The organism is Dyadobacter psychrotolerans, assembly GCF_004349265.1.
Taxonomy (GTDB): Bacteria; Bacteroidota; Bacteroidia; order Cytophagales; family Spirosomataceae; genus Dyadobacter; species Dyadobacter psychrotolerans.
Map to the genome: position 1 here is coordinate 177,699 of NZ_SMFL01000003.1, position 22,397 is coordinate 200,095.

Genomic DNA, 22,397 nt, shown 5'->3' on the forward strand with positions numbered 1-22,397 from the left:
TTGATTAAAATAGAACTCCTTCGTCGTCCGACCGTGATGGCGGGATATATGTATCTGTGCTGTCAGTAGCAAAACCACCGCAATCACGTACATAGTTGTCGGGTTTGTTGAACGGTCCTTTGCGATATTCTACAAGTGACTGGTCATTGTAAACCTTCTGCATAAAAAGACCCCAGGCGGGCATCGCCATTCTTCCCCCCTGCCCTAAGGCTATCGTCCGAAAGTGAATACTTCTGTCTTCACCGCCAACCCAGATTCCTGATACAAGATGTTGCGTCATTCCCATAAACCAGCCATCCGAATAATTGGAAGTAGTACCGGTTTTAGCTGCAATCTCATTTCCTTCGGTAACACCATATTGTCTTAACCGACCTGCCGTTCCACCCGGATCTTCAACAGCGCCTCTCATCAGATAAAGCATATTGTAAGCCATATTTTCGCTCAGCTCCTGATTTTGTTTTTGGTAAAATTGCTGCAGGACTTTTCCGTGCCGATCTTCAATCCTTAGAATCGTCATGGGATCAGTTCTGTGGCCGCCGTTGGCAAAAGAGCAATAGGCACCTACCATTTCATAAACCGAAACATCACTGATCCCAAGACAAAGCGCCGGTTTGGGATCCAGCTCACTGGTAATACCTAGTTTATGTGCGTATTCCACCACTGTTTTAGGCGTAACCATTTTCATGATGTAGGCACTGACCGTATTAATGGATTTTCCTAAAGCCTGCCTTAACGACAAGGATCTATAAGAATATTTACTATCCGAATTTTTGGGAGACCAGCCACCCGGAACGCCATCCGCAGGGCCGAAATAAACCGGGGCATCCGTAACATGGTCACAAGGTGTTAAAAAGCTTTTGTCCAATCCGGCAACATACACAAATGGTTTGAACGTAGAACCCGGCTGTCGTTTGCCCTGCTTTACGTGATCGTATTTAAGATATTTAAAATCAACCCCTCCAACCCATGCTTTCACGTGGCCGTTTCTGGGATCCATTGACATCATTCCCGCTCTTAAAAAACGTTTGTAATACCGTATTGAATCAATCGGACTCATGGTAACTTCCTTTTCACCACCATCCCATGAAAAAACTTTCATTTTGTAAGGCTTACGCATGACCTTCCACGCTTCTGCTTCCCCCAAATCTCTTTTTAACGAGATAAAGTGGGATGACATTCTTACAGCTCTGTCAATGAAACCAGGAATTTCCTTGCCGTTTTTATCGATCCATGGATTTCTTCCCTTCCAGTGGTCATCAAACAACTTTTGCTGTTGCTTCATGTGTTCATGCAAAGCTTGTTCCTGATAGCGCTGCATTCGTGAATCGATGGTGGTATAAATTCTTAAACCGCTGGTATATAAATCCAGATTTTCATCATTTTCCTCATTATAAAGTTTCACCCAGCTCTTAAGGTAATTCTTCATCGATTCCCTGAAATAAGGAGCAAGACCGGTGTTATGGCTATCGACTGTAAAATCAAGATTTAATGGCTGTTCTTTGTAAACCAAAAACTTTTCTTCCGGCAGGTAATCATATTTTACCATTTGGGACATCACCGTATTTCTCCGGTTTGTGGTATTGGTAGGGAAACGAAGCGGATTATATAAAGTCGGGTTTTGCAGCATACCAACAAGCACAGCCGATTCAGGGACATTCAGATCCCAGGCATCCTTATTAAAATAGGTCTTCGCAGCCGTTTTGATTCCATAGGTGTTGTTCCCAAAAGAAACGGTGTTTAAATACATCTGAAGAATCTCCTGCTTGGTATATTTCCTCTCAAGAATAACCGCCAGTATCCATTCCTTTGTCTTTGAAATAACTGTTTTCACCAATGGAATATAACCAAGAACACCTCTGTATTTTTCTGAACGTGTCTGAAAAAGGTTTTTTGCTACTTGTTGGGTAAGTGTACTACCACCACCTGAACTGGAATTTCCTGAAACCACACCTTTTACTACTCGAAGTAAACTGCGGGGATCGATACCTGAGTGTTGTACAAAACGCGCATCTTCCGTAGCCAGCAATGCTTCCAGAAGATTGGGGGAAATCTGACCTATTTCAATTGGTGTACGGTTTTCGAAAAAGTATTTGCCAAGAGACTTCCCATCCTCAGAAATCAATTCCGAAGCTAGTTCACTCTTTGGATTTTCAAGCGTTTTCAAATCGGGCATGCCGCCGAAAAGCCAGAAGAAATTGAAGCTTACGGCAACAATATACAAGATGATCAGACCCAGGCCGATTGCTACAGATCTCCATAAGCGGATAATGCTGCGACGGTATTTTCCTGGTTGTAATTCAATCATATTTGGGGGTATTTATTGATAATAATGCAAAGATACAAAAATCAGAAACTATCTCTTTCCCAAAGAAAGAGAGCTCAAATCCTGCATTTCCTTTATACGGGGCAGATAAGTACTTGTTGGATACAACCGGACAAATTCCGTGATGGCCTGAGTATAAGCCTCTTTACCTCGTACTTTACCGATCAGGAACACACGAAGAAGCGCAAATTTATCTTCCATTGCACCACCTTTATAAGAAGGAAGATTTGCTTCGATTTCGTCAAGTGCCTTGGTGTAGTTACCATCAGAGTACATCTGAAAAATGTTTTCATATTCCTTAACCTGATTGCCGCTACCAGCTATTCCGTTTTTGTCCGATGTTTTACTGATTAAACGCGCGTAGGTTGAGTTCGGGAATTCGCTTAACAGTTTGTCTTTCCAGATTAATTTACCTTTATCCTCCTCAGACAAGGTTAGGTACATCAGGTAATATATCTCATCCTTATAGATTGTTTTAGGATAATCGGTCAAAACCCGGTTGAAGGTAAAAACTGCTCTTTCATCCTCTCTCAGATCAAAACGATATATTTTACCTAGTTTATAAAGTGATTCTTCCTTGGCTTTTTGTGAAGCTGCAAACATTTCATCACTTAGCGGAACATTTTTCTTTAACTGTTCGTGTTCAGCAACCCAGGATGCGCTTCCCTTTTGCATGCCTGTTTCCGGCTGAGCCTGTGTTGATGCAGAATCCTGTGCAGCCAGATTATTAGCAGCAACAGATCGGTTTTGTTTGCCGCTTCTGCGCCAGTCATCCTCCAACACCCTGTTACCCCATGCGCGCCTAAATTCAATCTTGCCCTGACTTACCAGAGCAGGGTCATACAACTCCCATCGTCTCTGACCGGCATCCTGAATGGGTGATCCGGGTAAGGCGGCTACATTATTTTGTATTGCAGCTTTTGCAGCCAGAGCCTCCTGAGTACGCTTTTCCTCTTCCAGTCTGGCTTTTTCTTTGGCCTCAATAATTGCATCGATTTTATTATTCAGTGCAACCGGATTCATCTGTGCCAGTTTCTGCAAACTGTCTTCCCTGCTAACAATCGAAAACTCAGTCACAAAACTGTCAAGTGCCCGTTTTCTGTCCGAAACAAGACGGTATTCCGGTGCGTCTTTGGGCAAAATAGTCAGAGCGCTGTCATAATACATTTTGGCCAGCTCAAATTTTTCCAGCGATTCGTAATTGATCCTGGCAAGCTGTAAATAGGTATAAGCCTTTTGTGACTGGTTCTTTCCTGATGAAGCAGCCGATTTTTTCAGATAGTCAACCGCCTCCGGTAACTTTTTTTGATGTTCGGCAAGCAAACCCATCGTGAAATAAATCCTGTCCCTAAGATCGTCGTTTTTACGATCTTTAAGCATTTTATCAAATCCAACAGACGACAGATCAGAATTCGGTTCAAGAATAACTCTGTTTTGCAGGGAGTTCATGGAAGAGTAAAAGCCTAGATCGTAATCCGGGCGGTTTTTTGTTACTCCTTTATAATGTTTATTGGCGAGTGCGTATTGGCCCAGCCTGTCGTACATCTGTGCAGCAGCAAAGTGTATCCTGGCGGTTTCTGTTGATTTTTTTAATAATGGAAATGTTTCTTCCAGGATTGCTACCGATGTAAGGTATTCGCTATTTTGCTGATGCAGATATGCCTTTGTCAAATAAAAATCTTTCAGGGAAGCTTTGGGAAGCGGCTGCTGGCTGAGATATTCTGCAACCCCCAGTGCATTGGAATAATCTTTTCTTGAAACGTAGGCCTTCATCAAAACGACTAGTGCTGCATTTTTATCGTTTTCATCTCTTCCGTTGGCATAAACATAACGTAACGCCTCAAGGCCATCCGCCCATTGTCCAAGATAAAGCCTGGACTTACCCAGGATGATGTAACTATTGTCAAGCCAACGGCTGTTCTGATGTTTTTCTGCAACGATTGATGCTTTTTTTATAGCACTTTCCAACTGCGGCTTCGCAGGCAAAGCAAGTACCGAATCCAGAGGAATAAGGATCGGTAAAAGCTGATTGTAATCTTCCTTATATGCTTTTTTAATGGCAAATTCAGCCTCGGCCAAATCCTGGTCACCCATAAAATATGCATTGTACCTGGCAGAAAAGTTATGAAAGCCAATTGCAGCAGGTTTGGTACTAAACTGCGAACAGCCGGTTGATATACAGATTACAAGCAGTATTGGAAGGGTTTTACGGGAAACGGACAAAAAAATGTCTATCACAAATATGATTTTAGGGATGGTCTGATATCTTTTCAAGGCAAAGCTAAAACGCTAATTTCAACAATAACGTATCGAAGATAATGCCATTTAGAAAATTTGAAGCAATTTTACCTTAAAATACCAAACCATTTCATGGAAGAAGATAAAAATGATCTCTCTGATCGTCCGGCGAAAGCATCGTATTCCGGAAAATCATCCGGAATAATGAAGTACTCCGGAATGGCCATGCAGATGCTGGGAACTATTCTGGTTTTTACTTACGGAGGATATAAACTGGATGAATGGCAGCAAAATAAAGTTCCTGTATGGACACTGGTGCTATCCCTGACTTCAATCGCGGCCTCGCTGTATTTATTGATCCGGGGTATTTCCAAAACCGGTAAATAACCGCCCAAAAACTACTTATGCTTAGAACAACTATTGCCACGACAATTTTAGGAATTGCATTATTCCTGGCTCAGAGATTTAACCTGAAATCGTTTATTCATCCGGACATCTGGTACATCCTGGCTTTCTTTTTTGGCCTTTCTTTTTTGATACACCGGCTGATGGAATTTGGAATGAGGAACAACCGCGAAAAATTCGTCACTTTTTACATTTCTACCATTGTTGGCCGCCTTATTCTTAGTCTGATCTTCATTGCACTCTTTTTATACCGGGGGCTAACTGACTCATTCCTATTCATTATCAATTTTTTTGCACTCTATTTGTTTTATACATGCTTTGAAATATATGGTTTGTATTGTAACTTGCGCCGCGATTGACAAAGCATAGTATTTCAAGCATTTATGAATACGTATTTCAGACTATTATTTACCACTGCCCTGGTTGCGGCAACCTGTCTTTTTTCCGGCCCTGCAAGTGCCCAGGAACATGAAAAACATGAGCCTAAAGAGGTAGTTGAGGGTATCAATAATGCAGAGCATAAAATTGAACATAATCTGGAAGAGTCAGAGGAAAAGTTCAACATCGGACAGATGATCATGCACCACATTGCAGACTCCCACGAATGGGAATTTACGCATGGTGTTGTGTTGCCTTTGCCGGTTATTCTTTATTCTGCGGACAGAGGTCTTGAAGTTTTCTCTTCGGCCAATTTCCACAACGAACATCACGAATACAATGGTTATCATTTAATTCATGGTGACTCGGAAGTAATTAAACCTGTTGATGAGTCACGTGTGGTTTACGATTTTTCAATTACGAAAAACGTTGCTTCCATGCTGTTAAGCGCAGTGATACTGATTCTTATCTTTACCAGCATCGGCAAATCATACCAACGCAATAAGGGGAAAGCTCCAAAAGGATTTCAGTCTGCTATGGAGGTTATCATTCTTTTCATCCGTGACGACGTTGTTAAACCGAACGTTGGACCGAAATATGAAAAGTATCTTCCATACCTGCTGACGCTGTTTTTCTTCATCCTGGTAAATAACATTCTTGGTTTGCTGCCTGGATCTGCCAACCTGACAGGAAACATTGCGGTTACAATGACACTGGCTGTTCTAACCTTCATTGTAGTTCATTTGAATGCGAACGGGAATTATTACAAACACCTTGTAAGACCAACGGGAGTACCACTTCCATTGTTGATTATCATGATCCCTGTTGAGATCGTTGGTGTATTCATGAAGCCGTTTTCTTTGATGGTCCGGTTATTTGCAAACATGACTGCCGGTCACATTATCTTATTGAGTCTTTTTGGTCTGATCTTTATTTTCCAAAGTTTCGCCATTGCTCCGGTTATTTCCCTGTTTGCCCTGTTCCTGAACTTTATTGAGATCATGGTAGCATTCATCCAGGCATTTATCTTTACCCTGTTATCGTCCATGTATATTGGAAGTGCGATTGAAGAGCACTCTCATGCAGATCACGGACATTGATTTTTCGAATCTCTTTTTTTATTAATTTATATTTAAAACAAAACAATTATGTTGCTTCAAATCTTGCTTCAGGCTACGGAACAAAGTGGTGCAGGTCTTGCTGTTTTCGGTGCTGCTATCGGTGCTGGTCTTGCTGCTATCGGTGCTGGTCTTGGTATTGGTAAAATCGGTGGAAGTGCAGTAGAAGGTATCGCCCGTCAGCCAGAAGCTGCTGGTGCTATCCAGACTGCAATGCTTATCATCGCGGCTCTTATCGAGGCGGTTGCATTGTTCGCGGCGGTTATCTGTCTGCTTATTTCTTTCAAGCTTTAGTAAAAGCACTGCGCAGAGATCTTAATTGGTCTTAACTTCTTTTCTGCATTAGGCATAGGGAAGGCGAAAAAAATTAAACCGTGGGAGCAGTAGGCTTCCACGGATTTTAAATAACAAAAGAGGTATCAAATTATTTTGGCAGTTTTGCCTTATATTTTTACACTAAAACTTATCTAAGAATATGTCATTGCTTACTCCTAACCCAGGTCTTATTTTCTGGATGCTGGTGGTATTTTTGCTGGTTGTTTTTATCCTGGCAAAATTTGCATGGAAGCCCATCATAAATGGTCTGAAAGAACGTGAAAACGAAATTCAGGGCGCTTTGGATCTTGCTCAAAAAACAAAAGCAGAAATGGTCCAGCTGAAATCAGATAACGAGAAACTGATTGCGGAAGCAAATGCTGTTCGTGACCGTATCCTGAAAGATGCAAAAGAAGCCGCAGATCGCACGATTCTTGAATCAAAAGATAAAGCAGCTGTTGAAGCTCAGAAAATAATTGAAAGTGCAAGAGAAACAATCCGTACAGAACAACAAGTTGCCGTTTCAAAAATCCGTAAGGAAGTGGCGACTTTATCACTGGAAATTGCTGAAAAGGTTTTACATCGTGAATTGAAAGATAAAGCAGCACAGGAAGCGCTTATTGCTGAACTGGCATCATCTGCCCGTCTGAATTAATTTCAAATCCAAACGGAGAAACCTGAAAGGGCATTCCGGAAAACTATCAATTAAATTATGTCTGTTGGTATAGTTGCATCCAGATACGCTAAGTCACTTATTGAACTGGCAAAAGAAAAAAATGTTTTGGAAGCAGTGTTTGAGGATATGAAATTATTCAAAGATACCGCTGATAAAAATCGTGCGCTGATGCTTGCATTACAGAGCCCGGTTGTACGTCACGAAAAAAAGCTGGCTATTTTGAAAGCGCTTTTTATTGAACGTGTTAATCCGGTTTCCTATGCGATTTTTACCATTATCACAAAGAAAAACCGTGAAGCAATTCTTGATTCGATTGCTGACGAATTTATAAAGGCTTACAACGATTTTCAGGGTATTCAAAAAGCAACGGTTATTACAACTGTTCCGCTTACAGATGAACTTCGTACACAGTTTACAAACATCGTTGCTTCGGCCACAGGCAAAACCATTGAGCTTGAAGAGAAAATAGATTCCAAACTGGTTGGAGGATATATTCTTCGGGTTAATGACCGCCAGGTTGATGCTTCACTGAGAAGCAGGCTGAATGAATTGAAATTACAGCTTGCGGATTAAGTTTTTTTTATCTGCATAATATAGAAAGACCCGGCTGCTATGCGGCCGGGTCTTCTTTTTGAATGGCTGTTTAACCAACTAAACTTTCATGCTTACGATATTCTTATAGCTGGTTGTTATTGCTTCAAAAACAGGATTTTTTGACACGTCCTGTTCAACAAAGAAATTGGTCATTCCTGCAATTTTTCTTGCTTCAAAAATCTTTTTAAAATCAATTGATCCTGTTCCAACTTCTGCAAAGGAATGATCTCCGCCTTTCTCCATATCCTTCACATGCCATAATGGGAAACGGCCCGGATATTGCTTAAACAATTCGACCGGATCCAAGCCCGCTTTTACAATCCAAAACAAATCCAGCTCCAGCTTAACCAGCTTAGGATCCGTTTTTCCTGCGATGTAATCGTAAGGAAGTTCTCCATCAAGTTTTTTAAATTCAAAATCATGGTTGTGATATGCAAACTGCAAGCCTGCCTTCTTAGCAGTTTCACCGGCCTTATTAAACAGATCCACATACTTTTTGTAATCCTCAATAGACTTTCTCTCCCCACCTGTAAGATAAGCGCAAACCACGTATTTTTGCCCCAATTCGGCAGCATCGTTTACCGCCCGTTCCCAGTCATTGCTAAGCGTTCCTTTTTGCCCCTTGTTCTCCACGCCTGCGCCGTAATGGCCGCTTACAGGATTAAGGCCATACTTGGCTAAAAGTGATTTAAACTCTTTCGGAGTCTTTCCGAAAAATTTACCGTCACCGTAACCAAAAGTTTCAACTTCTTTGTAACCAATCTCTGATACTTTCTTCAAAGTACCTTCCAGATCTTTACTAATTGCATCACGCAGGGTATAAAGCTGCAGACCAATTTTAGAACTTGCCTTTACATCAAATTCCAATTTGGACAAAAAAGGCGTCATTAGGGCAAATGAGCCCGCTTTGATAAAACTCTTACGGGAAATTTTCTGGTTAAAATCCATTATAGGTTAATTAAAAAAGTAGAAAATCGATAATCTGATTGCTTAAATCCATGTTTAGACACCAGAAAATATCTTGTAATACGTGATGCCAAATTTAAGTTAATTCATAACGTAAATTCAAGAAAATGCGTATTTCTGTTTACACAATCAGATTTTGTTTGCTCTGCAAAATAAAAAGGCCGATCCAAAGATCAGCCCTTTTAATCCTAATGTGAAAAATCACTATTTACCTGTAACCCTGATCGCAATTCTGCGATTTTGAGCTCTTCCCTCCTCCGTGTCATTGGTGGCAACAGGGTGCTCTTTTCCATAACCTTCAGCTTCCAGTCTTTTTGCTTCAATGCCTTCGGACGCAATGGCTTCTTTTACAGCATTTGCCCTTTCAAGAGACAATTTTAAATTCATAGATGCATCGCCGGTATTATCCGTGTAGCCACCGATTTTTAAGGTCGTATTTGGAAATGCTTTCAATATCTCGGCTATATTCTTTGTCTGCACCAATGATTCTGCACTTAACTTTGTGCTGCCTGTCTCAAAGTTGATCCTATCAAAATTAAACCAGGTTGTTTTGTCAACTGGTTTGCTGCCATCTTCGATAAATGTTACCAGCTTGTTTTCAATCCCAAATTCAGGAATATCAAGCTCTACTCCGTTAGGCAGTTTTCTTTTAAAGAAATTACCTAAGGCATCAATTCCTGCATCTATCTTGCTAACGGTTGAGTCAGCCAGGTCGGTTACAGCCAACTTTGCCGAATCTAACACAGAAGTTGTATCCTGAACAAGGGTTGTCTCTTCTTTTTTGCAAGTTTTGAGGCCCCATAAAATCGCTAGAACAGCCAGAGCAAGGAGCAGCCAGATTAGCCATTTACCTGCCCCTCCCTTCTCCTGCTTATCCTCCTCCCATGTATTTGTACCTGTTCCTTTAAAATCACCAAGATCAGAGAAACCAAGCACACCTGATAGTCTGCCAGGCAATGCTGAAAGTACAGGCTCTCTTTGGCTCATTAACATTGTTGTGAGTCCGGATATGCCCATTCCCGAACTTTTGACCTGTTTTCCAATTACACTGATAAGGAACGGAGCCGCAAAACTTAGCAACGACGAAGCAGACGACTTTTTGATTCCGTTTTGAGAAGCGATAGCATCGGTAATATCTGAGGTTTTATTGCCAAAAAGCATAGGTAATAATTTGCCACCGGTCGACAACAGACTCTGAGCGATTGAAGGGCTTGTTAATATTTCCGACAAATCCTCGGGTGCGAAATCTCCCTGTTCTCCGTTTACCAATCTTAACACTTCGCCAGCTCCGGAAGTAGTTGAAGCCTTATCCATAATTCCGGCCAATACGGATGGAAAAATTCCACCCAATGCACCTTGTACACTCGAAGTGTTTTCACCTACCAAACCGGCAAGTTTTTCAATATTTGTCCTGGTCAGGTATTCCTTTGCAATATTTAGAATGTTAACAGACATAATTATTTTTTTAATGAAGTTTAAAATCCTCCTTGGGACGCAAACCTTGCTGAAAGTAACAATCCATGCCAGCTACACACCCATTTTTAATCTACGAGACAAAAAGTTATACAAACGAAAAAGGGACTGATCATCTGACCAGTCCCTTAATTTCAAACTCCTTTGTATGAATTAGCTTTTAGTTTGCCAATTCTTCCTCTTTCTTACGAACCTGAATTGTTAGTTCTTCCGTATTTTCTTCATGATTAGCAACTAAAACGTCACCTTCACGAAGATCACCTTTCAGAATTTCCTCTGCTACCGGATCTTCAAGATATTTCTGAATCGCACGGTTCAAAGGACGAGCGCCATACTGAGGATCGTATCCCTTTTCAGATAAGAAGTCTTTTGCTGCAACTGTAAGTTCGATCTCATAACCAAGACCTTTAACACGGTTGAACAATTTGCCGAGTGAAATATCAATGATCTTATGAAGATCTTCTCTCTGAAGAGAGTTAAACACAATCACATCATCCAAACGGTTCAGGAACTCAGGTGAGAATGCTTTACGAAGGGCACTTTGAATGGTGCCTTTCATAATATCATCCAGATTCTCTGATTTAGCTTTTGTAGAGAAACCAATGCCTGCTCCGAAATCTTTAAGGTCACGAGCTCCGATATTTGACGTCATGATGATGATCGTATTCCGGAAGTCAACACGACGACCCAAACCATCTGTCAAAATACCATCATCAAGTACCTGAAGAAGTATATTAAATACATCCGGATGCGCTTTTTCTATCTCATCAAGTAATACAACGCTGTAAGGCTTACGACGGATTTTTTCAGTCAACTGCCCACCTTCTTCATAACCAACATATCCCGGAGGGGCTCCTACCAAGCGGGATACGCTGAATTTTTCCATGTACTCACTCATATCAATCCGAACAAGAGAATCATCTTTATCGAACAAATAAGTAGCAAGCACTTTGGCAAGCTCTGTTTTACCTACACCGGTCGGTCCAAGGAAAATAAACGATCCAATTGGTTTTTTAGGATCCTTCAACCCAACTCTCGTACGTTGTATTGCTTTAACCAGTTTCTCGATCGGAGGATTCTGGCCAATTACTTTTGCTTTCAGTTCGTCAGCCATGTTCAGCAATTTCTTGCCTTCGTCCATGGACACGTTGGTAACAGGAATACCCGTCATCATCGCCACAACCTCCGCAACATTATGCTCAGTTACTGTGTAACGTTTTTGCTTAGTTTCTTCTTCCCATGCAAGTTTTGCACGGTCAAGCTGATCGATCAATTTCTTTTCACGATCTCTAAGCTGCGCAGCTTCTTCGTATTTCTGACTTTTTACAACCCGGTTTTTCTCCTGTTTAATATTTTCAATTTGTTCTTCAAGAACTAAAATATCCTCAGGAACCGTAATGTTGCTGATGTGAACACGTGCACCCACTTCATCCAGAACATCAATCGCTTTGTCAGGAAGGAAACGGTCTGTGATGTAACGTTCCGACAATTTAACTGCTGTGCTTATTGATTCAGGCGTGTAAGTTACATGGTGATGGTCTTCGTATTTGTCCTTGATATTTTCAAGAATCTGAATCGTTTCTTCAATTGAAGTTGCGTCCACCATCACCATCTGGAAACGACGTGCCAAAGCTCCGTCTTTCTCGATGTACTGACGATACTCGTCCAAAGTAGTTGCACCAATACACTGTATTTCACCACGTGATAGTGCCGGTTTGAACATATTTGATGCATCCAGAGAACCGGAAGCACCACCTGCTCCTACAATCGTGTGCAACTCATCAATGAAAAGGATTACGTCCGGAGATTTTTCCAGTTCATTCATAACGGCCTTCATACGTTCTTCAAACTGACCACGGTATTTGGTACCTGCCACCAGTGAAGCCAGGTCCAACGTTACTACGCGTTTACCAAAAAGAACACGTGAAACCTTTTTCTGAACAATACGAAGGGCAAGACCTTCGGCAATCGCCGTTTTACCTACACCCGGTTCACCAATAAGAATTGGGTTATTCTTCTTTCTACGGCTCAGAATCTGAGCAACACGTTCGATTTCTTTTTCACGACCAACTATCGGGTCAAGCTTACCAACTTCGGCCATTTTCGTAAGATCACGACCAAAATTATCCAATACAGGAGTACGTGATTTCTCAGCTCCTTTTGATTCTTTACCCGAAGCAGATCCGCTTCCGCCTCCAAACATTCCGCCCCGTGCTTCGTCGTCTCCGTCTTCGGTTTCGGGCCCCATGTGAGGCCGTGATCCAGATGATTGATATTCTAGCATTTCTTTTATGACTTCGTAGTTAACATTAAACTTGTGTAAGATTTGGGTCCCTACATTGTCCTCATCCCGAAGGATGGACAAAAGCAAATGTTCAGTCCCGATCAACGGGCTCTTGAAGATCTTCGCTTCCAGATAAGTAATTTTCAAAACCTTCTCTGATTGTCGGGTAAGAGGGATATTTTGTAAATTCTTAACATTATTCGTTGCAGCGCCTTTTGTGGCCTGCTCTATCGTCTGTCGAACATCATCCAGAGATACGCCCAGTTTCTTAAGCAGACCAATTGCCACTCCATCACCTTCACGTATCATTCCAAGCAATAAGTGTTCGGCACCAATGTAATCGTGACCCAGCCGTAGCGCTTCTTCCCGGCTAAGAGAGATTACTTCTTTCACTCTATTCGAAAATTTTGCTTCCATTATGCAGCAATAAAAAGTGTTTAATATTCTAAACGCTACCTGAACCTTGTTTGTTCAAAACAGCCTCATTGTATTTTGGAGGATTTTAACAAAACACTTCTTGCTTCCGGCCCCATATTGAAAATTAAATCAACAATACTCAAGTTACTCACAAAATCATTCCCGAAGGTTTGATAATACGTTTCTGGCTGATAATATTTAAAAATATTTTTATTTTTCTTATTATTAATCTCAGAAACCTCGTTTTTTATGATGTTTTGAGTGTTTTCGAGGCCTGACAAATTGTACGTAACCTCTTTCTTTACACCCACCAATCTAAGACAAATTGTCAATAAATCATAATTAAGATCAATCAGGAATTCATATTTTTTTTGAAAAACCGCATTAAATTCCGGCGCATAATATTCAAAAAAAGGTGACTTGCCATACGCAGCCTGTAAACATCCCAAATGACGCCTGACCCAATCCTGGCTATAATCAATCCTTACATCCTTTGTCAAACCATGATTTTCTGATTTAACCGGTACTGTGAGCGTATCAACTTTATTCGCTGTCAAAACCGTACATCTGTTTCTGTAAGTCTGCTTCACATAGCGTTCCTCAACATCCAGCAGCACACTATCATAACTCATCAAACAGGTAAAATATTCCAGGCAAGGAAGGTATTGTAAGTCAATCCGTACCCTTCGTAATGCTGTTTCGACTACTGCTAATTCATTCACTATAAATATGGTAAAGGCGGGCGATATTATCAAAAAAATAATAATAAATATTTTCTGTATACCGCAATGTTCAACATTAACTTAAAAAAATTACAATTGCATTTATAAAAACAAAGCCGTGTCTCCTGCTCCTTCTCGTATAATTTCAAATTCTTCACCTACGGCACGTATAATTGTCGAACCGATGTTTCCGCCGTATCCTCCGTCGACAATAATATCCACCTGATTTTTAAATTTCTCAAAGATCAGTTCAGGATCAGTTGAATATTCGATAACCTCATCATCATCCTTTATTGAAGTAGTAACGATAGGATTCCCTAATTCTTTTACGATTAACCGCGGAATCAGGTTGTCCGGCACACGAATGCCGACTGTTTTTTTATTTGTATTCAGTAATTTCGGTACGTTGCTTGTAGCATCCAAAATGAAAGTATATGGCCCGGGAAGAACCTTTTTCATGAGCTTAAACGCTGCATTTCCAACCCTAGCATAGTCAGCAATGTGACTCAGATCATAACAGATAAATGAAAAGTCGTTCTTCTGAGGTTTGATGCCTTTAATACGGGCAATTTTTTCAACTGCCTTGGCATTAAAAATATCACAGCCTAGCCCGTAAACGGTATCAGTCGGATAAATTACCAAGCCTCCGTCACGAAGACACTCAACTACCTGACGGATTCTTCTTCCGTCAGGATTTTCAGGATATATTCGAATAAATTCAGCTGGCATAACAGAAAATCTCTTTATTACTTAACACTATTAAAAGCCAAAACCTTCCGGCTGTTTCGAAATTTATGCAAGTTTTCAATATAAAACCGGTAAATTACATTAACCGGAAGCCGCATCCGGCACAATAACACAATTAACTCTGTTACCAATCCCGGATTTTCGATGTAATTGAGCAGCTCTCGGAATTGCAAAGCAAGTTCAAATTCCTGCGCGTAAAAGCACTTTCTGATAAATGTACGAATCCTTGCAGCAAGCAGATCAAATTCTTCCTGATCACGGTTAAGGTCATAAGCTTTTCGGCAAACAACATAATAGGAAGCCAACATTCTGCTCCCTTTTTGATAAACCTTTTTTCCCAGCGAACCGGGTAAATTTCTTTTATTCATCAGCACTTCATCAAAATAAAAATATTTGAACTTCACCGCGGAACGGACCCAGAAATCAAAATCTTCAAAACTCAGCGTTTCGTCGTAACCACCCATTTCAAGTAAAACGGAGGTCCGCATCATCATCGTAGGCGTACAGATAAAATACTTTTCTAAAATATTTTTGTAAACATCACCGCCCGGAATTAATTGAACCGCTCTGCCAACATCATTTACTTCATAGTGGAAACTTAAAAACCTGCCGTTAACATCAATATTAATTGCATTCGAAAATACGACCCCATAATCTTTTTCAAGAGCTTCAAAAGCGGCAACCTGCTTTTTTACACGGTCGGGCAGCATGATATCATCACCGGAGAGGTCAATCATATATTTGCCTTTGGCTAGTGACAAACCCTGATTAAAAGCCTTGCAGAGCCCGATATTGACCTGGTTTTTTATAAAAATAAAATCAGGAAGATGTTCTTTTAAATTTTGGATAACAGAAGCGGTGGAATCTAGGCTGGAGTTATCAATCACAATAAGCTGGATCTGAGCGTAACTCTGTTTAAACACACTGCTGATCGTTTCCTCAATAAATCGTTCATTGTTATATGCCGTAAGCACGATTGTAACCAAAGGCGCAGAAGCTATTTCGTCAGTGTTTGTCATGCCCGTTTTCAGATTATTACGGCATTTAAACGCTTGGCAAGAAAAGAAGTAACCTCAATATTAAATCGCCGGAGAAACTAAACCGGTTTCACGTTACCTGAAATTTACTTTTTAGCGACCCTTCTCTTTGCAGTATCTATACTGGCATTGATTTCAAAACCCAGAATGATCAGTAAGGCCAGCAGATAGTACCAGATCATAAGTGCTATCAGAGTACCGATGGATCCGTAAAGCTTGTTGTAAGAACTGAATTTCGACAGATAAAAAGAGAAGGCGTAGGTCGCCACAAGAATCAAAACAGCCGCCACGACAGAACCTGCATTTACATAATCGTATCGTTTGCCGTGCGTGGGAGCAAACCTGTAAATGAGCGACAAAGCAACCATCAGCGCTCCAAAACTGACAACATAACGAGTAAAGTTCAATGAAAAAACAACCAGGCTGTCCTGCACGATATTCCAGTTACTTAGCAGATGCATGGCCGCATCCCCAACAATTAATAAAACCACTGAAAGAAACAGAACAACGATTAAAAGCAATGTGAGCAAAATGGCAATTCCTCTTGTTTTTAGAAATCCCCTCGTGTCCTCATCATCAAAAACCATATCAAATGCGTTCATCAATGACATCATTCCATTTGTTGATGCAATCATGGCAAATATAAATCCAAATGAAAGGACACCTTTCCGTGGTCTGCTGAGAATATCCATGATGGTCTGGTCGGCAAATTCGTAAATTCCATTTGGCAAGACATCCTGCAAAATCCCCATAATCTGTTTATCCAGATCGACAATTGGTATATATGGAATAAGTGTAAAAAGAAAAATCACAGCCGGGAATGAGGCAAGTGTCAAACTGTAAGCAACCGCCGATGCGCGCTGGTCAATATCATACTTCCGGTTACTGCGAACAAGGTTCAGTAAAATATCGTAAATAGACACAGTTCCGCGAAACAGCATATTACGCTGTAACCAAATGATCAGACGCTTGATCTGGCGGTTTTGCAACAGTTTTTCAAGCATAGGTGCTGGTTTTATTCAGGAAGAAAAAAGGGTTTCAACTTTTCAAGAAGTCTTTCCGGCGCCATGCATAATTTTGCATTATCCCGTCGTTGAAAAACGAGCGTAGTTTCTCCGGTATTTAATAAAATGTTTTCCTGGTTACGTATCTCATATTGGAAAACGACACGCACACCCGGTAATTCTTTTAAAATAACTTTCACCGAAAGCAGATCGTCATACCGGGCCGGTTTCAGGTAGCGTGAGTGGTTTTCATAAACGGGCATCATCACACCCTCGTCTTCCATAACCTTATAATGAAAATCAATACTGCGCAGCGCCTCTACCCTGCCTATCTCATAATATCTTGCGTAGTTTCCATAATAGACATAACCCATTTGGTCGGTGTCGGCATATCTTACACGTATTCCTTTTACTTCGTAGGTAAACATTCTTTAAAATATGAGATGTTCAGGAAAAACAACCGGATTTGAGACTGTGCAATTTACAACAGGTCTCAAATCCGTTCTTGAATTTAAGGTCGAATAACCTTATTTCATGATTTTCAATCGGTTCAATTCTGCCTGATACAGACGGGCATTGTTCAAATGATCGGGGTATGTTTTTGCAAATGCGTGATAGCCGGAAAGATCCGCTTTGGCACACATATACAAATAATCGTGTTTGTCATAATTTAAAACTGCATCCAGCGAATTAAAGTCCGCCACACGAATCGGCCCCGGAGGAAGGCCGATATTTACATAAGTATTGTAAGGTGATTTCACGCGAAGCTGCTCATTCAAAATCCTTTTGATTGCAAAATCCTGCAAGGCAAATTTAATGGTAGGATCCGCCTGCAGGGGCATCAGTGCGTTCAGCCGATTGATGTACAAACCTGCAACACGAGGTCTTTCATCAACTTTTCGTGCCTGTTCTTCTTCTACAATCGATGCCAGAATAGAAACTTGCACAGGCGTCAGACCGATCGCTTTTGCTTTCGCCACTTTTTCATCCGACCAGAATTTTTTATATTCCGAATGCATGCGGTCCAGGAATTTTTCAGTTCCTGTTGTCCAGAAAATGTCATAAGTATTTGGCAAAAACATGGAAACGATCGTCAGTGTGTCCAAACCGTACTTGCGGCAAACTTCCGGATCATTCAAAGCCTTTCTGAAGTTATCTTCCCCAAATTCAAACCGGCTGCCAATTCTGGTTATTAAATCTTCTTTTAAACGAATGTTGTTAAAAGTAAGCTTTACCGGATCCTGAACGCCGGACAAAAGTTTTTTCACCGCAGCATAATTGCTGGTGTTTGGTTTTAGAATATACCGGCCCGGCTTAACCTTTTCGGGGTAATTCAGCAGTTTGGCAAGAAAGCGAAACGAAATGTGATCCGTGATCACCTCATTTTTATTCAAAGTATCCAAAACCGTCTGATACGTAGCCCCTTCAGGGATAAGCAAGGCAAAACTAGTCTGTTTGTCAGCCTGAATATTAGGTGTTTTGAAAATCTGCCAGAAATAAAAAGTGAACGTTGTAGTCAGGATTGCCAGAACGACAAATGCTCCTACTTTAAAATTACGCGACATGTTTTTTAGCTTTTCGCCTCTAGCCGTTAGCTATCAGCTGTTAAATGTTAATTACTAAAGTTGTTTATCAAAACTGATATTAAAACGCTGAGCCAGTTCTGCTAATGACAAAATTACAGGCTCAAGAAGTTCAATTCCCTCCACACTGCGTATGGCTTCCATCTCTCTTTCCGGATCGCCCGGAATAAGTACTTTCTTTCCTGCAACCGCTTTTGCGCCCCGGAAAGCACGAATCCATTTATCCATATCCTTTTTAAAATCATCAGCCGGCCTAAACCCGTCGATGCGCATCGCACCCAGAAAATGGCCGGTACCTAATCCCACTCCCTGCTGGGCCGACATAAAACCTGCCGTAGCAAATGGCGGAACCCAGGGACCAAAGTTAGCACCGGAAAGAACTCCGGAAAAAATATCCACAATCGCACCCAAACCATAACCTTTGTGGCTGCCATGTTCTCTGTCTGATCCAAGGGGAAGCAAACCTCCGCCGCTTTTCACTGCATTGGAATCTGTTGTGTCATGTCCTTCCGCATCCTGTGCCCAGCCAAGCGGAGCAGGAAGACCTTTTCGCTGTAATATTTCAAATTTTCCATAGGCAACAGCGGTTGAAGCAAAATCCGCCACAAAAGCGGGTTCCTCATTTGCAGGCACTGCAACGGCAATCGGGTTGGTACCCAAAAGTTTATCCAGAGAAAAAGTCGGAGCTACGAGCGGAGCTGCATTGGTCATGGTCATTCCAATCATTTCCTTTTCCAAAGCAAGCATGGCGTGATATCCTGCAATACCAAAGTGATTGGAATTGCGCACGGAAACCCAGCCGCTGCCCACTTTCTCCGCTTTTTCCATCGCAATTTCCATGGCACGGGGAGCAACTACCAGCCCAAGCCCGCGGTCCCCGTCGACAACCGCCGTACTTGGTGTTTCATGAACAATCTTAATTTCAGGAGTCGGATTCAGTCTGCCGTTATCATACAGCCTGACATAACCTGCAAGACGGGCAATGCCGTGCGAATCGACACCCCGCAGGTCGGCGCTGATCAGAACCTGAGATGCAAGTTTTGATTCCTCTTCCGAACAGCCAATGGCTAAAAAAACTTCTTCGGTAAAATGTTTTAAATAACTGGCCTGATACATATATCTTTTTGACAATAAATTCGCGTGAAAAGAGCACTTTATATCTTCGCGGGTGCAAATATCCGTATTCCCTTCTCAACCTCCAATATTTCATTTATAGTAAACTGAATTAAAGCGACTGAATACCAGTCAGACGGTGTTGACACAATTTAAGCCTTACCTTCGTATATTGTATTAATCTACACTGAACTTCCTCTGATGGAAATGAAGAATAAATTTTTTAAACGTATCCTGAGTTACTTCATACGCGGACTGGTATTGGTAGCTCCGCTGTATGTTACGGCACTGATCATCTGGACAGGCGTTGAATTTCTGGATAACATCATTCCGATAAACATTCCTATTTCGGATAAACAAACCGTTTATCTTCCCGGCCTCGGCGGGCTTATCATTCTGACAGGCATCATTTTACTTGGGTTTTTCTTTTCTACTGTTGTCCCGCAATCGTTTCTGAAATTTACAGAAAGCATCATGCGGCGGATCCCGCTTGTAAGTTTAATTTACTATTCAATCAAAGATCTGATACTGGCATTTGTAGGTGACAAAAAGAAATTTCAACAACCTGTGCTGGTCACGATGTTTAAAGAAACCGGTATCAAAAAAATCGGTTTTATTACCCAAACAGATCTCGGTCATTTGAAAATCGCGGACCACGTTGCGGTGTATATGCCACTATCCTATTCGCTTTCCGGGGAATTATTTATTGTACCGGTTGAAAATATTATTTTACTGGAAGCCAGCTCCACTGATATGATGAAAATGCTTATTTCCGGAGGTGTTTCACTTAAAATTTCAAAAGAAGAGACACATGAGGAAGATCAGGCATAAGTCTTTTATAGGCAACATTGTTTCACATTTGCCCGTTTAAAAGAATGATTCCCTATCTTTGAACCATTCAGATTTTTACATGAGACCATACCTTACAATACTATTTTTATTTGTTTTGGGAATCTTGCCTGCCTTTGCCCAGGACCATTATGATCCCCAAAAAACACTGACAAGTGAAGAGCTCTTCCTTAAACAAAACAGTGACAACAGGATTATTGCAACTCCCGGCCAGAAATATATCATCCTGGACTCCTCTCCGCTTATTGGTGGTTTTCATAGGTACCGGTTCTTCCCGGGAGATAATATTAAATTCCGTCTGAATAACGAAACAATCCGGTTTAACGAAACGATTGCATCTGTAAAAGACTCTTCTTTTGTAATCGGAATTGTAAATGATGCAGTTGCCAGGATGGATTATCAGGAAATTTTGTTGAAAGACATTCGTTTGTTAAAAGTAACACGCCGTATACCTTTTGTAACGCAGGCCGCCGTTCTGCTTCCTATGGCAGGCCTGATTTACATTGGCGCGGATTTCTTTAATAAGGGAATTGATAACAAGCGTTACACAACCGACGGGTCTACTTTTGTAGTGGGCGGTGCGCTGATGATAACTGGTTTGTTTTGCTACAAACTGACTTTTTCTTCTCTTAAAATTAATCACAAAAACAAACTCAAAGTCCTGGAAACCTATTGAGAAAATCAATGGCATTCCATTTACTGACTCTCCTTTTTTGCGTCGGCGTTCCAGATAATCCGGCAATTTGAATTTCACGGGCCCTGTAAATTTCCAATTTTAAGCTGGGTTTACTTATTTTGTAGTCAGCAGCCGTCCTGAAAGTCATTTCTCTGGCTGATATTTTATTAATCCTGTGAAGTTAGTGTTCAACCCGTTTGTGCAAATTGACCTGCTTCAATAACCTGAACTTTTATAGTGAAATCCATTCTCGTACATCCGCCTCAGCAACCGATCAGGGCAGAAATCAAACTTGCCGCTTCCAAAAGTGAGTGCAACAGAGCTTTAATTATAAATGCACTGACCGACTTTCGCTGTGAGCTTTCCAACATTTCAGAAGCAAGAGATTCACAAACCATGCTTAGGTTACTGCAATCGACGGATTTTGAAGCCGATGTAATCGATGCGGGAACGACTATGCGTTTTTTGACGGCGTTATTCTCCGTTACAAATCAGAAAAAAAGAATGACGGGAACACCCCGTATGTGTGAGCGTCCGATCGGAATTTTGGTAGATGCTTTGCGGATTCTGGGAGCAGATATTCAGTACGAAAAAGAAGAGGGTTACCCTCCCCTGCTGTTAAACGGCTTTAAATATTCAGGAAATAATGAACTGGTTATGCGTGGCGACGTGAGCAGTCAATACATCTCGGCTTTGCTGTTGATTGCACCTGCTTTGCCAAGCGGACTGACCATTAAACTGGAAGGCGAAGTTGGTTCCCGGCCTTATATCGAAATGACGTTAAACCAGATGGCGGAGTTTGGAATTGACTACAAGGCTGACTGGGATTCGAACACTTTATACATTCCTCCCCTTAAATACCAGGCGGGACCATATGAAATCGAATCAGACTGGTCCGGCGCAAGTTATTGGTACAGTATCGTGGCGCTGGCTGATGATGCAGAAGTGGAATTACTTGGCTTGAAAAAAGAATCTCTGCAGGGCGACAGTGCAATTGCGGAAATTATGAGTCACCTGGGTGTGGAAAGCATTTTCACCGAACGCGGTGTGCTGCTTCGTAAAACACATGCGGCGCCCTCCATCGGCTGGGATTTCACCGACTGTCCCGACCTTGCCCAGACCGTGGCTGTGTGCTGCGCAATGAAAAACATTCCGCTGTCTTTGACCGGTATTGAAAGTTTGAAAATAAAAGAGACTGATCGCGTATATGCCCTTCAAAAAGAGCTGAACAAGCTTGGTGCCGAATTAAGAGAAATCGAAAAAAATCATATGTATAAAGTCTCCCGCATAGCGGACTGGTCTGCGGGCGAAACACCTTCGATTCACACTTATGATGATCACCGTATGGCGATGGCGTTCGCACCGGTGGGTATGATCCACCCGATCATTATCGAAGAACCCGGCGTGGTTGTTAAATCTTATCCCGGTTATTGGAAAGACCTTGCAACTGTAACTTCCTGGGAAGAAATATAATCCTTC

At 41.5% G+C, this 22,397-nt stretch carries 21 protein-coding genes; 9 read left to right on the forward strand and 12 right to left on the reverse strand.

The window, feature by feature from the left end:
• Nucleotides 1-4: 4 nt before the first annotated feature.
• Nucleotides 5-2,305 carry a transglycosylase domain-containing protein gene (locus tag E0F88_RS08495; RefSeq protein WP_131957813.1) on the reverse strand — a complete coding sequence of 767 codons (2,301 nt, stop codon included), beginning with the start codon at nt 2,303-2,305 and terminating at the stop codon, nt 5-7.
• A gap of 48 nt (nt 2,306-2,353) precedes the next feature.
• Nucleotides 2,354-4,561: a type IX secretion system periplasmic lipoprotein PorW/SprE gene (gene porW, locus E0F88_RS08500; protein WP_131957814.1), complete on the reverse strand. Its 2,208-nt coding sequence runs from the start codon at nt 4,559-4,561 to the stop codon at nt 2,354-2,356.
• A 132-nt stretch (nt 4,562-4,693) separates the two neighbouring features.
• On the opposite strand from porW, the gene E0F88_RS08505 reads away from it, so the two are divergent.
• The 6 genes from E0F88_RS08505 (at nt 4,694) to atpH (ending at nt 8,026) form a co-directional block, all read left to right on the forward strand.
• On the forward strand, nt 4,694-4,948 hold the full coding sequence (locus E0F88_RS08505) for an AtpZ/AtpI family protein (protein WP_131957815.1): 255 nt from the start codon (nt 4,694-4,696) through the stop codon (nt 4,946-4,948).
• Nucleotides 4,949-4,965: 17 nt separating this feature from the next.
• Nucleotides 4,966-5,325: a hypothetical protein gene (locus E0F88_RS08510; protein WP_131957816.1), complete on the forward strand. Its 360-nt coding sequence runs from the start codon at nt 4,966-4,968 to the stop codon at nt 5,323-5,325.
• Between the two features lie 24 nt (nt 5,326-5,349).
• Nucleotides 5,350-6,444 (forward strand): F0F1 ATP synthase subunit A, encoded by a 1,095-nt coding sequence (gene atpB, locus E0F88_RS08515; protein WP_131957817.1) that lies wholly within the window; start codon nt 5,350-5,352, stop codon nt 6,442-6,444.
• A 48-nt stretch (nt 6,445-6,492) separates the two neighbouring features.
• Complete coding sequence (gene atpE, locus E0F88_RS08520; protein ID WP_131957818.1) at nt 6,493-6,756, forward strand: ATP synthase F0 subunit C; 264 nt, start codon at nt 6,493-6,495, stop codon at nt 6,754-6,756.
• Nucleotides 6,757-6,937: 181 nt separating this feature from the next.
• Nucleotides 6,938-7,432 (forward strand): F0F1 ATP synthase subunit B, encoded by a 495-nt coding sequence (gene atpF, locus E0F88_RS08525; protein ID WP_229213705.1) that lies wholly within the window; start codon nt 6,938-6,940, stop codon nt 7,430-7,432.
• Between the two features lie 57 nt (nt 7,433-7,489).
• On the forward strand, nt 7,490-8,026 hold the full coding sequence (gene atpH / locus E0F88_RS08530) for an ATP synthase F1 subunit delta (RefSeq protein ID WP_131957819.1): 537 nt from the start codon (nt 7,490-7,492) through the stop codon (nt 8,024-8,026).
• Between the two features lie 78 nt (nt 8,027-8,104).
• On the opposite strand, the gene E0F88_RS08535 is transcribed toward atpH, so the two are convergent.
• The 10 genes from E0F88_RS08535 to E0F88_RS08580 all read right to left on the reverse strand — a co-directional run bounded on the left by E0F88_RS08535 (nt 8,105) and on the right by E0F88_RS08580 (nt 19,396).
• Nucleotides 8,105-8,995, reverse strand: coding sequence for a sugar phosphate isomerase/epimerase family protein (locus tag E0F88_RS08535; RefSeq protein WP_131957820.1), 891 nt, complete (start codon nt 8,993-8,995; stop codon nt 8,105-8,107).
• 222 nt (nt 8,996-9,217) lie between these two features.
• Nucleotides 9,218-10,468, reverse strand: a complete 1,251-nt coding sequence (locus tag E0F88_RS08540; protein WP_131957821.1) for an OmpA family protein — start codon at nt 10,466-10,468, stop codon at nt 9,218-9,220.
• Between the two features lie 178 nt (nt 10,469-10,646).
• Entirely contained in the window at nt 10,647-13,187 is a 2,541-nt protein-coding gene (locus tag E0F88_RS08545; protein WP_131957822.1) for an ATP-dependent Clp protease ATP-binding subunit, read from the reverse strand.
• Nucleotides 13,188-13,252: 65 nt separating this feature from the next.
• The gene (locus E0F88_RS08550) at nt 13,253-13,909 is read right to left on the reverse strand and encodes a WbqC family protein (protein WP_229213706.1); all 657 of its coding nucleotides are present in this window, start codon (nt 13,907-13,909) and stop codon (nt 13,253-13,255) included.
• Between the two features lie 102 nt (nt 13,910-14,011).
• Complete coding sequence (locus tag E0F88_RS08555; RefSeq protein WP_131957823.1) at nt 14,012-14,638, reverse strand: L-threonylcarbamoyladenylate synthase; 627 nt, start codon at nt 14,636-14,638, stop codon at nt 14,012-14,014.
• 17 nt (nt 14,639-14,655) lie between these two features.
• Nucleotides 14,656-15,675, reverse strand: coding sequence for a glycosyltransferase (locus tag E0F88_RS08560; RefSeq protein ID WP_131957824.1), 1,020 nt, complete (start codon nt 15,673-15,675; stop codon nt 14,656-14,658).
• 104 nt (nt 15,676-15,779) lie between these two features.
• Entirely contained in the window at nt 15,780-16,697 is a 918-nt protein-coding gene (locus E0F88_RS08565) for a YihY/virulence factor BrkB family protein (protein WP_131957825.1), read from the reverse strand.
• Nucleotides 16,698-16,708: 11 nt separating this feature from the next.
• Entirely contained in the window at nt 16,709-17,125 is a 417-nt protein-coding gene (locus E0F88_RS08570) for an acyl-CoA thioesterase (RefSeq protein ID WP_131957826.1), read from the reverse strand.
• 99 nt (nt 17,126-17,224) lie between these two features.
• Nucleotides 17,225-18,262 (reverse strand): endolytic transglycosylase MltG, encoded by a 1,038-nt coding sequence (mltG, locus tag E0F88_RS08575; protein ID WP_131957827.1) that lies wholly within the window; start codon nt 18,260-18,262, stop codon nt 17,225-17,227.
• A gap of 54 nt (nt 18,263-18,316) precedes the next feature.
• Nucleotides 18,317-19,396 carry an Ldh family oxidoreductase gene (locus tag E0F88_RS08580; protein WP_131957828.1) on the reverse strand — a complete coding sequence of 360 codons (1,080 nt, stop codon included), beginning with the start codon at nt 19,394-19,396 and terminating at the stop codon, nt 18,317-18,319.
• A 204-nt stretch (nt 19,397-19,600) separates the two neighbouring features.
• Here E0F88_RS08580 and E0F88_RS08585 point away from each other — a divergent pair, with 204 nt between their 5' ends.
• The 3 genes from E0F88_RS08585 (at nt 19,601) to E0F88_RS08595 (ending at nt 22,391) form a co-directional block, all read left to right on the forward strand.
• Nucleotides 19,601-20,224 (forward strand): DUF502 domain-containing protein, encoded by a 624-nt coding sequence (locus E0F88_RS08585; RefSeq protein ID WP_229213707.1) that lies wholly within the window; start codon nt 19,601-19,603, stop codon nt 20,222-20,224.
• 79 nt (nt 20,225-20,303) lie between these two features.
• Nucleotides 20,304-20,918: a hypothetical protein gene (locus E0F88_RS08590; protein ID WP_131957830.1), complete on the forward strand. Its 615-nt coding sequence runs from the start codon at nt 20,304-20,306 to the stop codon at nt 20,916-20,918.
• Nucleotides 20,919-21,155: 237 nt separating this feature from the next.
• Entirely contained in the window at nt 21,156-22,391 is a 1,236-nt protein-coding gene (locus E0F88_RS08595; protein WP_131957831.1) for a 3-phosphoshikimate 1-carboxyvinyltransferase, read from the forward strand.
• Nucleotides 22,392-22,397: the final 6 nt, after the last annotated feature.